Source organism: Streptomyces sp. NPDC056987 (assembly GCF_042673865.1).
Classification (GTDB): Bacteria; Actinomycetota; Actinomycetes; order Streptomycetales; family Streptomycetaceae; genus Streptomyces.
In genome coordinates this window covers 104,841-116,933 of sequence record NZ_JBHURV010000001.1, presented here as the reverse complement: position 1 = coordinate 116,933, position 12,093 = coordinate 104,841, and the positions used below count along the sequence as shown (strand labels likewise).

Annotated in this window: 8 protein-coding genes; 5 read left to right on the top strand and 3 right to left on the bottom strand. The window is 72.6% G+C overall.

The window, feature by feature from the left end:
- The first annotated feature begins 116 nt into the window (after window positions 1-116).
- Entirely contained in the window at window positions 117-989 is an 873-nt protein-coding gene (locus tag ACFTZC_RS00445) for a phosphotransferase enzyme family protein (protein ID WP_382885382.1), read from the top strand.
- A gap of 42 nt (window positions 990-1,031) precedes the next feature.
- On the opposite strand, the gene ACFTZC_RS00440 is transcribed toward ACFTZC_RS00445, so the two are convergent.
- Window positions 1,032-1,736: a 3'-5' exonuclease gene (locus ACFTZC_RS00440; RefSeq protein ID WP_382885381.1), complete on the bottom strand. Its 705-nt coding sequence runs from the start codon at window positions 1,734-1,736 to the stop codon at window positions 1,032-1,034.
- Window positions 1,737-1,839: 103 nt separating this feature from the next.
- Window positions 1,840-3,072 carry an SAV2148 family HEPN domain-containing protein gene (locus tag ACFTZC_RS00435; protein WP_382885379.1) on the bottom strand — a complete coding sequence of 411 codons (1,233 nt, stop codon included), beginning with the start codon at window positions 3,070-3,072 and terminating at the stop codon, window positions 1,840-1,842.
- 376 nt (window positions 3,073-3,448) lie between these two features.
- Between ACFTZC_RS00435 and glgX the strand changes: the two genes are divergently transcribed.
- The 3 genes from glgX (at window position 3,449) to ACFTZC_RS00420 (ending at window position 9,402) form a co-directional block, all read left to right on the top strand.
- Window positions 3,449-5,569 carry a glycogen debranching protein GlgX gene (gene glgX / locus ACFTZC_RS00430; protein WP_382885377.1) on the top strand — a complete coding sequence of 707 codons (2,121 nt, stop codon included), beginning with the start codon at window positions 3,449-3,451 and terminating at the stop codon, window positions 5,567-5,569.
- 250 nt (window positions 5,570-5,819) lie between these two features.
- Window positions 5,820-8,162, top strand: a complete 2,343-nt coding sequence (treY, locus tag ACFTZC_RS00425) for a malto-oligosyltrehalose synthase (protein WP_382885375.1) — start codon at window positions 5,820-5,822, stop codon at window positions 8,160-8,162.
- Window positions 8,163-8,334: 172 nt separating this feature from the next.
- Window positions 8,335-9,402, top strand: a complete 1,068-nt coding sequence (locus ACFTZC_RS00420; RefSeq protein WP_382885980.1) for a lytic polysaccharide monooxygenase — start codon at window positions 8,335-8,337, stop codon at window positions 9,400-9,402.
- Window positions 9,403-9,573: 171 nt separating this feature from the next.
- Here the strand turns inward: ACFTZC_RS00420 and ACFTZC_RS00415 are convergent, their stop codons facing one another.
- The gene (locus ACFTZC_RS00415; protein WP_382885373.1) at window positions 9,574-10,122 is read right to left on the bottom strand and encodes an FHA domain-containing protein; all 549 of its coding nucleotides are present in this window, start codon (window positions 10,120-10,122) and stop codon (window positions 9,574-9,576) included.
- Between the two features lie 181 nt (window positions 10,123-10,303).
- Between ACFTZC_RS00415 and treZ the strand changes: the two genes are divergently transcribed.
- Window positions 10,304-12,079, top strand: a complete 1,776-nt coding sequence (treZ, locus tag ACFTZC_RS00410) for a malto-oligosyltrehalose trehalohydrolase (protein WP_382885979.1) — start codon at window positions 10,304-10,306, stop codon at window positions 12,077-12,079.
- The last annotated feature ends 14 nt before the right edge of the window (window positions 12,080-12,093 follow it).

The window sequence follows — 12,093 nt, the reverse complement described above, 5'->3', positions numbered from 1 at the left end:
GTGGTGACGCCCCCTCGGTACGTCAAGCACGCACACGCGTCCGGATGCGACACTTCGCGGTGGCACGGCGCGCGGCGGACCGCGCGAGGCGACGAGCGGAAGTAAGTGAGCAGAGGATGGACGAGGCGCGGGCGCGGGGGATTCTCGCCGCGGCGGGGCTGCCGCACGACGCGGAGCTGCTGGCCCTGGGCGAGAACGCGGTCTTCGGGACGGCCGGGCTGGTCGTCAAGGTCGGCCGGGACGCGCGGGACCACCCCGAGCTGCTGGAGCGCGCCCGGCGTGAAGTGGCCCTCGCGTCCTGGCTCGCGGAGTGCGGGGTGCCGGCCGTCCGGGCCGCCGAGCCGGAGGCCCGGTCCGTGGAGGGCCATCCGGTGACGCTCTGGCACCGGCTGCCCGAAGCCGTGCGCCCGGCGGGCCCCGCCGATCTCGCCGCGCTGCTGCGGCTCGTGCACGCGCTGCCCGCCCCCGATCCCGCCGTGCTGACCCTTCCCCGCCGCGAACTCCTCGGCGGGGTGGAGCGCTGGCTGCGGCTCGCGGGCGACACGATCGACCCGGCCGACGCCGACTATCTGCGCGGGCGCAGGGACGGCTTCGCCGAGGCCGCCGCCGCCCTCACCCCGCATCTGCCGGCCGGCCCGATCCACGGCGACGCGCTGCCCCGTAACGTCCATGTCGGCCCGCGGGGACCCGTGCTGGTCGACCTGGAGACCTTCTCCGCGGACTTCCGCGAGCACGACCTGGTGGTCATGGCGCTCTCCCGGGACCGGTACGGGCTGGCCCCCGAGGCGTACGACACGTTCACCGCGGTGTACGGCTGGGACGTGCGCGCCTGGTCCGGCTGCCCCGTGCTGCGCGGCGCCCGCGAGACGGCCAGCTGCGCCTGGGTGGCGCAGCACGCCCCGGCCAACCCCAAGGCGCTCGTGGAGTTCCGCCGCCGGGTCGCCTCCCTGCGCGAGGACGACCCCGAGGTCCGCTGGTACCCCTTCTGACAGCCGCCGCCCGCCGCCCGCCCCGCCGGCCGGGGGCCCGGGTCAGGTCGTCGTCACCGCCGGCTCGCGCAGCGGCCACCCCGCGTCGACGACCGCGTCCGTGTTCCCCTTCCTCCGCAGGAAGCGCTGGAAGTCCACCGCCCACTCCTCGTACCAGACGATCTGACGCTCATGCAGCTGCGCCGGGGTGAGGGCGGCCACCGAGGCGTGCCGCTCGGCTATCGCGGTGGCCACCCGGGCCGCCGCCAGCGCGTCCGCGCCCGCGTCGTGGGCCGCGTCCAGCACCACGCCGTACTCCCCGCAGACCGCCTCCAGGTTGCGCTTGCCCCGGCGGTACTTGTCGACCGCCCGGTCGATCGTGTACGGGTCGATCACCGGGCCGACCGGACCGAGCTCCGGCAGTCCGTGGCGCCGCAGTTCCGCGGCGAGCAGCGTCAGGTCGAACGGCGCGTTGTACGCCACGACCGGCACCCCGCGCGCCCAGTGGCCGCGCAGGACCTCCGCGATCTCGCCCGCCACCTCGCGCGCGGGGCGCCCCTCCGAGGCCGCGCGCTCGCTGCTGATGCCGTGCACCGCGGACGCCTGGGCGGGGATCCGGATGCCCGGGTCCGCGAGCCAGCTCCGCTCCCGTATCACCTCGCCGCCCTTGACCTCGACGACCGCGGCCGTCACGATCCGGGCCTCCAGCGGCTCCGTACCGGTGGTCTCCAGGTCGAAACCGACGAGTGTTTCCCCGTGCCAAGTCATGGTGTGGCCCTCCTTCGTGGTGCGGTGGTGCTTCCCCCGCTTCCCCCCGTCGGATCTCCCCGCCGGACTTTCACCCTGCCACGCCCCACTGACAACGCCCGGTTCAGGAGACCGGCCGGGAGTCCGTCCAGACCGAGTCGAACTCCTCGCGGTAGGTCTGGAAGAGTCCGTGCTCCGTGTCCTGCCCCGCGCGCACGACCTCACGCCCCCCGCCCCGCAGGACCAGCACCGGGGCCTCCATCCCGCGCGCGCGGCGCAGATACGACTGGACGACGGCGAGGCCGTCGGGGCCGTCCCCGTCCACCAGGTACGCGGTGAAGCGCGGCGTCTCGTCGAAGACATGGATCTCGAAGGCGCCCGGGTCGCGCAGCTTGGAGCGCACCCGGCGCATGTGGAGGATGTTCATCTCCACCGAACGGCTCAGCTCCCCCTTGCGCAGCCCCAGCTCGCGCTCCCGGCGCTTGACCGCGCTGCTCGCCGGGTTGAGGAAGACCAGCCGCGTCCGGCAGCCGGACTCCGCGAGCCGGATGAGCCGGCGTCCGGAGAAGTTCTGGACGAGGAGGTTGAGGCCGATACCGATGGCGTCGAGCCGCCGGGCGCCGCCGAAGAGGTCCTCCGCGGGGAGCTGCCGCTGCAGCCTGACCCGGTCGGAGTGGACGGAGACGACGTCCCCGTACCGGTCGCCGACCAGGTCCTCCACCGCGTCGACGGGCAGCCGCTGCGACGGTGGTACGCCGCTGCCGCCGCCGAGGATCTCCAGCAGCCTGGCGGAGGCCCGTTCCGCCTGGGCGAGGACCGTCTCGGAGAGCGCCCGGTTGCGGGAGACGACGTTCCGCGCGACCTCCAGCTCGTCGAGGGCCAGCTCCACGTCGCGGCGGTCGTCGAAGTACGGCTCGAAGCAGGGCCAGTGCTGGACCATCAGCTCCCTGAGCTGCGGCAGCGTGAGGAAGCTCAGCACGTTGTCGTCGGCCGGGTCGAGGAGGTAGCCCTTGCGCCGGGACACCTCCCGTACGGCGACGGCACGCTGCACCCACTCCTGTCCCGCCGGTCCCGCGGCGGCGACCACCCACTCCTCGCCGTGCACGGGTTCGTAGATGGGCCGCAGTACCGCGGCGACGACCGCGCGCAGCCGCTGCTCCACCAGATTCAGCCAGATGTAGGCACGCCCGGCCCGCTGTGCGCGCGTACGGACCTCGTTCCAGGCGTCCGCGCCCCAGTCCAGTTCCGCCCCGATCTCCATCGGTCGCGCCAGGGAGACCGCTCCGGGCGGGATGTCGCCGGACTCCCCCGCATGACCTGCGTCACCGGGGGGCAGCTCCAGCCCTCCCGAGCTCACCCGCGCACCCGCCTTCTCTCCCTTTTCAACGATCAAGGAAGGGTACTCCGCCGACCGGACCAGGTGCAGCAGGATGCACAGGCTCCTTTCTCAACTCCCTTGTTCGTGAGGCTTGTTCCTGGTGCCGACTTCTGCCGGAGTGAGATGGTTCATAGGGATTACGCCCGGTCCTCACCGCGTACCGGCGGGGCGGGAGGAGTCCTGTGGGACCACCGGGAAGGATGACCGGTCCGGGCGACAGGGTGACGCGCCCGGTTGACCCTCCGGGCAAGAAGCGCCAAGAACGCCCCGGGTTCCTAGGTGCTTGCCCTACTTTCGGGGAAGATCTGGCTCAACAGCCCGCTCCACCCGGATCAGAAATGGAAGAGTCCTATCTATGCAGGTCTGGCCGGGACAGACATATCCCCTCGGCGCCACGTACGACGGCGCCGGTACGAACTTCGCGGTCTACTCCGAGGTCGCGCACCGGATCGAGTTGTGCCTGCTGCACGACGACGGATCAGAAACGGCGGTGGAGCTCCGCGAGACCGACGCCTTCGTGCGCCACGCCTACCTGCCCGGCATCATGCCGGGCCAGCGCTACGGCTTCCGGGTCCACGGTCCGTACGAGCCGGAGCGCGGGCACCGCTGCAACTCCGCCAAGCTGCTCCTCGACCCGTACGCGCGTGCGATCAGCGGTTCCGTCGAGTGGGGCGAGTCGGTGTACGGCTATCACTTCGGCAAGCCGGACTCGCGCAACGACATGGACTCCGCCCCCCACACGATGTCCTCGGTCGTCGTCAATCCGTACTTCGACTGGGGCGACGACCGCCGCCCGCGTACCGACTACCACCGCACCGTGCTCTACGAGGCCCATGTGAAGGGCCTGACGATGCTCCACCCGGAGCTGCCCGAGGAGCTGCGCGGCACCTACGCCGGGCTCGCCCATCCGGCGGTGATCGAGCACCTGACCGAACTGGGGGTCACGGCGCTGGAGCTGATGCCGGTGCACCAGTTCGTCAACGACCACCGGCTGGCCGACGCCGGACTGGCCAATTACTGGGGGTACAACACCATCGGCTTCTTCGCCCCGCACAACGCCTACGCGTCGTGGGGCGACCGGGGCGAACAGGTCCTGGAGTTCAAGCAGGCCGTACGGGCGCTGCACCAGGCCGGCATCGAGGTCATCCTCGACGTCGTCTACAACCACACCGCCGAGGGCAGCCATCTCGGCCCGACGCTCTCCTTCCGCGGCCTGGACAACGCGCAGTACTACCGGCTCTCCGAGGACCAGCGCTACTACACCGACACCACGGGCACCGGGAACTCGCTGCTGATGCGCAGCCCGCACGTCCTCCAGCTCATCATGGACTCGCTGCGGTACTGGGTGACCGAGATGCACGTCGACGGCTTCCGCTTCGACCTCGCGGCGACGCTGGCCCGCCAGTTCCACGAGGTGGACCGGCTGTCGTCGTTCTTCGACCTCGTCCAGCAGGACCCGGTGGTCAGCCAGGTGAAGCTGATCGCCGAGCCGTGGGACGTGGGCGAGGGCGGCTACCAGGTGGGGAACTTCCCGCCGCTGTGGACCGAGTGGAACGGGAAGTACCGCGACACCGTACGGGACCTGTGGCGCGGCGAGCCCCGGACCCTGGCCGAGTTCGCGTCCCGGCTGACCGGCTCGTCCGACCTGTACCAGGACGACGGGCGCCGGCCGCTCGCCTCCATCAACTTCACCACCTGCCACGACGGCTTCACCCTGCGCGATCTCGTCTCGTACAACGAGAAGCACAACGAGGCCAACGGCGAGTCCAACCGGGACGGCGAGAGCCACAACCGGTCCTGGAACTGCGGGGTGGAGGGCGACAGCGAGGACCCGGAGATCGTGGAGCTGCGCAACCGCCAGATGCGCAACTTCATGGCCACGCTGATGCTGTCCCAGGGCGTGCCGATGCTCAGCCACGGCGACGAGTTCGCCCGTACGCAGCACGGCAACAACAACGCGTACTGCCAGGACAACGAGGTCTCCTGGGTCCGCTGGCCGGAGCCGGGCGAGAAGACCGACCGGACGATGCTGGCCTTCACCCAGGCGATGGTGTGGCTGCGCCGGGACCATCCGGTCTTCCGGCGCCGGCGCTTCTTCCACGGACGCCCGGTGGAGGGCACGCACGACGACCTGTCGGACATCTCGTGGTTCACCCCGGAGGGTGAGGAGATGACCCAGCAGGACTGGCAGGCGGCGCACGCCAAGGCGATGACGGTGTTCCTGAACGGCCGCGCGATCTCCGAGCCCGGTCCGCGCGGCGAGCGGATCTCGGACGACTCGTTCCTGCTGCTGTTCAACGCGAGCGGGGACGAGCTGGAGTTCAAGGTGCCGGTGAACCACGGGCGGCAGTGGCAGGTCATGGTGGACACGGCGCGGCCGGAGGGTGTGGTGCGGGGGCAGGGCGAGATGGTCGACGCGGGCGAGCGGCTCAAGATGATCGGCCGCAGCATGACGGTGCTGATGCGCCCGGCGTAGGCCTTGTTCGCCAGCAGCGCGGGTCCGGCCGGCGTCCGCGCCAGTCCGGGCGTCCGTCGGGCCTGGCGGGCGCCCGCGCGCCCGGCGGCCCGCGCCCGTCCGCCCGCGCCTGTTCCCCGTTCCGACTTCGCCGTCCTGAGCACGACCACGCCATCCGCCCCCACACCGCGGGCCGCAGGGCCTACGGTGGAGACGGAACACGCGTCACACCCATGACACAGAAGCCGAGAAGCGGGGTACGTACGACCGTATGACGCCCACTGCGACCTACCGGCTCCAGCTCCAGCCGGAATTCCCGTTCTCGGCCGCCGAGAGGGCCGTGCCGTATCTCGCCGCGCTCGGGGTCTCGCATCTGCACCTGTCACCGGTGCTGGAGGCCGTACCGGGCTCCACACACGGCTACGACGTGGTCGACCACTCCGCCGTACGGGCCGAGCTGGGCGGCGAGGAGGGGCTGCGGCGGCTCGCCGGCACCGCGCGCGAGCACGGCCTCGGGATCGTGCTGGACATCGTGCCCAACCACATGGCCGCCGCGCCCGTCCACAACCGGGCCCTGTGGGAGGTGCTGCGGGAGGGCCCCGCGTCGCCGTACGCCCGCTGGTTCGACATCGACTGGGCCGCGGGCGACGGCAAGGTGCTCCTGCCGGTGCTGCCGTCGCCGGTCGGCGACGAGCTGGCGGCGGGGACGCTCCGCGTCGAGGACGGCGCGCTCCACCACGGCGACCGGCGCTTCCCCCTCGCGCCCGGGAGCGAGGAACTGCCGCTGCCCGCACTGCTCGACGCCCAGCACTACCGGCTCGCGTGGTGGCGGCTGGCCCGCACCGAGCTGAACTACCGGCGGTTCTTCACCATCCCCGAGCTGATCGGGGTCCGCGTGGAGGACCCGGAGGTCTTCACCGCCACCCACGCCAAGATCGTCGAGCTGGTACGGGACGGCGTCGTCGAGGGGCTGCGCGTCGATCACCCGGACGGGCTCGCCGACCCGGAGGAGTACCTGCGCCGGCTCGACGAGGCGACCGGCGGCTGCTGGACGGTGGTGGAGAAGATCCTCGCCGACGACGAGGTGCTCCCCGCCGGGTGGGCGGTCGCCGGCACCACCGGCTACGACGCGCTGCGCCACATCGACGGGGTGTTCACGGACGGGGCGGGCGCGGAGGCCCTGGAGCGGCGCTACCGGGACGTCGCGGGCCCGGCGGGCGACCGCGGAGGCTACTGGCACGGAACCGCCCGGCGCGCCGCGTACAAGGTGGTCTTCCACGAACTGGCCGCCGAGACCGAGTTCCTGGTCCGTACGGCGCGGCGCGTCTGCGCCGCCGACCCCGCGCTGCGCGACCACGCGCCGTGGGCGCTGCGCACGGCGGTCCGCGAGCTGCTGGTCCGGATGCCGGTCTACCGCCCGTACACGACCGCGGGCGGGCCCTGCCCCGAGGCGGCGGAGGCGGCGGTCTCCGAGGAGGCGGTGCGACAGGCGAAGACGGCGTTCGCGGTGGAGCGGGAGGCGACCGCCGTGGACGTGGTGCGGGAGCTGGCGCTGGGCCGGCTCGGCACCGGCGAGGACCAGAGCGAGTTCTGCGCCCGGTTCGCGCAGACCGCGTCCGCGCTGCGCGCCAAGTCGCTGGAGGACACGGCGTTCTACCGCTATGTGCCGCTGCTCTCGGCGAACGAGGTGGGCGGCGACCCGGGCAGCCCGGCGGTGAGCCCGGAGCGGTTCCACGCGTACTGCCTGCGCCTGGCGCGCGACTGGCCCTCCACCGGCACCGTACTGACCACGCACGACACCAAGCGCAGCGCGGACGTACGGGCCGGGATCGCGATCCTGGCCGAGTGCCCCGAGCGGTGGGACCAGTTGCTGGAGCAGGTGGCGGGGGTGGCGGCGCCGGACCCGCAGCTGGCGTGGCAGGCGTGGCAGACGGCGGTCGGTTTCACCCCGGCCGTGGACGGGACGCCGCCGGACGGGGCGCGGATGGTGCCCGCGCTGCTGAAGTCGGTGCGGGAGGCGGGGCTGCGGACGAGCTGGACGGAGCCGGAGCCGCTGTACGAGCAGGCGGTGGCGGCGTTCGTCGAGGCGGGCCCGGCGGGCCCCGGGCGGCGGACGGTCACCGCGTTCAACCGGGCGCTCGCGCCCTACGTACGGGCGAGCGCGCTGGGCGCGGCGCTGGTGCACCTCACCATGCCGGGGGTGCCGGACCTCTACCAGGGCACCGAGCGCGAGTACCTGGCGCTGGTGGACCCGGACAACCGGCGGCCGTTCAGGACGGGCCCGCCCGACGACCGTACGGTGGTCACGACGGCGGCGCTGCGGCTGCGCCGGGAGCGCCCCGAGCTCTTCGCCGAGTCGGGTACGTACACCCCGCTGCACGCGCTGGGCCCGGCCGCCGCGCACGCGCTGGCCTTCGTCCGCACGGGCGCCGCGGTCACGGTGGCGACGCGGCTGCCGTACGGTCTGGAGCGTGCGGGCGGCTGGCGTACGACGGAGCTGCCGCTGCCGCCGGGGCAGTGGCGGGATGTGCTGACGGGGCGTGAGGTCTCGGGGACGGTACGCCTCGCGGAGCTGTGCGACCAGTTTCCGGTGGCGCTGCTGACGGCGGTCTGAGGGGGCTCGCGGGGCCGGTCCCGGGGCCCCGCGCGCGGCCTGTGACCGGAAGTTCGGCGCGCGGCGTTTACAGAGTGACCGAGCCGCGCTACGTTCCGAAATGGGAGCGCTCCCACCCACCCGCCAGTCGCAAGATTGTCATGATCATGCCGAAGGGACCCGCATGACCCGCATGATGAAACGCCCCCCACCGTGGCTGTCGCACCCCCGCAGAGCCGTACTCCTCGCGCTTCTCGCCGTGCTCCCCGCCCTGCTCCTGGTCGTCACGGACAGCGAGCCGTCGTCCGCACACGGCACCCCGATGAAACCCGCCAGCCGCACCTTCATGTGCTGGCGGGACGGTCTCACCAGCACCGGCGAGATCAAGCCCGTCAACCCCGCGTGCAAGGCCGCGGTCGCGGAGAGCGGCACGACCCCGCTCTACAACTGGTTCTCCGTACTGCGCTCCGACGGCGCCGGACGGACCAAGGGGTTCATCCCCGACGGCCAGTTGTGCAGTGGCGGCAACGCCACGTTCAGCGGCTTCAACAAGAACCGGAGCGACTGGCCGCTCACCCACCTGACCTCGGGCGCGTCCCTCGACTTCTCGTACAACGCGTGGGCCGCGCACCCCGGTTGGTTCTACGTGTACGTCACCAAGGACGGCTTCGACCCCACGAAGACGTTCACCTGGGACGACCTGGAGTCCACACCGTTCCTGACGGTCGACCACCCCCAGGTCACCGGCAGCGTCGGCACTGTGGAAGGCGCGTACAAGTGGACCGGCAACCTGCCGACCGCCAAGAGCGGGCGCCACATCATCTACATGGTGTGGAAGCGTTCGGACAGCACCGAGACCTTCTACAGCTGCTCGGACGTGGTCTTCGACGGCGGCAAGGGCGAGGTGACCGGCATCGGTGAGCCGGGCAGCCCGAACGACCCGCCGACCGACCCCACGGCCACCTGCACCGCCACCCGCAGGACCACCGGTTCCTGGTCGGGCGGCTACCAGGCCGAGATCACCGTCAAGAACACCGGCGCCAACCCGATCCTGGGCTGGATGGTCGAGTTCACCCTGCCGTCCGGCCAGAAGGTCGACAGCCTCTGGAACGGCAACGCCACCTACGGCGGCCAGGAGGTGATGGTCCACAACGTCGACTGGAACGGATCCCTGGCGGCCGGCGCCTCCACCACCTTCAGTTACGTCGCCTCGGGCGGCCCGCCGGACACCGCCACCTCACCACCCTGCTCCGTGCACTGACCGGCACGCCCGCGCGCCGACGGGCGTCCCCACACACCGACAGGCGCACCCGCACACTCCGGTGTCCGGCCCCCACCCGGACACCGGACACCACCCGGCCCGCCGTCACACCCCCCACACCGGACGGCGGGCCGGGCCCGGACGACAGCACGGAGCCCGGCGGCATCGACCCTAGTGGGAGGAGAGCCGGAAGCTCATCTGACCGAAGGTCACCATGTCCCCGTCCCGCACGACGACGGTCGAGGTGACGCGCCGTCCGTTGACGGTCGTGCCGTTGGTCGAGCCGAGGTCGCGCAGGACCCATCCCCCGCCCTGCATGCTCAGTTCGGCGTGCAGCCGCGAGACCGTGTCATGGCTGAGCCGCAGCCCGTTGACCGGGTCGCGGCCGATCCGCAGCGGATACGGGCCCGGCTGCGGCAGCAGCAGTTTCGGCAGCCGCTCCGCCTGCCACACCCTGCTCAGCCGGTGCGAGAACGCGGATATCCGGCCGACCGCCGCGAACAGCCCCCGGGACCAGCGGCCTTCGGCCTCCAGATCCGCGGTGAGCGGCTTCAGTTCATCGACTCCGCGGGCGGCGAGCGCCAGGTCCGTCCGGCGGATAAAGGTGTCGTGCGAGAGCTTGCCCTGCGCCACGCCATCCCTGAGCACCGCCAGGACACGGTCACGCTCGGTGTCGGAGAGCCTTGCGGGATACGCCCGGGACTCGAAGGAGGACGTCACGGAGGTGATTCTCCTGCCGACGGCCCTGGCCTGTCCAGATGGTCCGTACCTCCCGCAGGGGCGCCACGACCACCCGATTCCCTCTGATCACCAGGCTGTGGGCCGTCTCCCTTGCCACCATGGGGGGTGTCACCGTCACAGAACCGTGACGGACGGTGCCGACGACAAGGGGGAACCACCCGTGCAGTTCGAGGTGTGGGCGCCGAAGGCGCAGGAACGGGTCGACCTCCAGCTGGGGGGAACGGCGCCCGTCGTCCTGCCCATGGAGCGTGACCAGGGCAGACCCGGCTGGTGGACCGCCGAGACGGCCACCGTGCCGCCCGCCGGGACGCGGTACGGCTTCTCGCTCGACGGCGGCCCCGTGCGGCCGGATCCGCGCTCCCGCCGCCAGCCGGAGGGCCCCGACGGCCGCAGCGCCGTCGTCGACCAGGCCGCGTTCGACTGGCGCGTCCCCTGGCCGGGACGGCCGCTGCCCGGCGCGGTCCTGTACGAGCTGCACATCGGCACGTTCACCCATGAGGGCACCCTCGACGCGGCGGCGGCGCGGCTCGCGCCCCTGGCCGAGCTGGGGATCACCCATGTCGAGCTGATGCCCGTGTGCCCCTTCCCCGGGACCCACGGGTGGGGGTACGAGGGGGTGTCGCTGTGGGCGGTCCACGAGCCGTACGGCGGCCCCGAGGCGCTCAAGCGATTCGTCGACACGGCGCACGGCCTGGGGCTGGGCGTCGTGCTCGACGTCGTCCACAACCACCTGGGCCCCGCCGGCAACCATCTGCCCGCGTTCGGCCCGTACTTCACCGACACGCATCACACCCCGTGGGGCGCCGCCGTCAACCTCGACGCGCCCGGCTCGGACGAGGTGCGCGCCTATCTGCGGGAGAGCGCCCTGGCCTGGCTGCGGGACTTCCGGCTCGACGGGCTGCGCCTCGACGCGGTGCACGCGCTGGCCGACCACCGGGCGCTGACCTTCCTCGAAGAGCTCTCCACGGCGGTCGACGCGCTCGCCGCCGATCTGGGCCGTCCGCTCTTCCTGATCGCCGAGTCCGACCTCGGCGACCCGCGCACCACCCGGCCGCGCGGGGAGGGCGGCCTCGGGCTGCACGCGCAGTGGAACGACGACTTCCACCACGCCCTGCACACCGCGCTCACCGGCGAATCCCAGGGCTACTACGCCGACTTCGCCCGCGCGCCGCTGGCCGCGCTGGCCAAGACGCTCACGCACGTCTTCTTCCACGACGGCACGTACTCGACGTTCCGGGGCCGTACGCACGGCCGCCCCGTCGACCGTACGAGAACACCCGCGCACCGGTTCCTCGGCTACGCCCAGACCCATGACCAGATCGGCAACCGGGCGCTCGGCGACCGGCTCTCGGCGACCCTCTCCCCCGGGCTGCTCGCCTGCGCGGCCACCCTCGTACTGACCGGGCCGCACACGCCAATGCTCTTCATGGGCGAGGAGTGGGGCGCGGCCACGCCCTGGCAGTTCTTCACCGACCACCCCGATCCGGTCCTCGCGGAGGCCGTACGCAGCGGCCGGCGCCGGGAGTTCGCGGCGCACGGCTGGGCGGCCGAGGAGATCCCGGACCCGCAGGACCCGGCGACCCGCGAGCGCTCCTGCCTGGACCGCTCGGAACAGAGCCGCGCGCCGCACGCCCGCCTGCTGGCCTGGCACCGGGAACTGATCGCCCTGCGCCACGCCCACCCGGACCTGGCGGATCCGGACCTCGCGGCGGTGCGCGTCGCGTACGACGAGGGGGCGCGCTGGCTGGCGTACCGCAGAGGGGATCTGCGGATCGCGGTGAACCTCTCCGGGCGGGAGGCCGGGATCCCGTTGGACGGCGGGTCCGGGAACGGCGCCGGGCGGGTGCTCGCCGCGTGGGAGCCGGTGGCGGCGCCGGGGGCGGACGGGGTGCTGCGGCTGCCGCCGGAGTCGTGCGTGGTCCTGGCCGACCGCTGAGCTTCCCGGGCCGG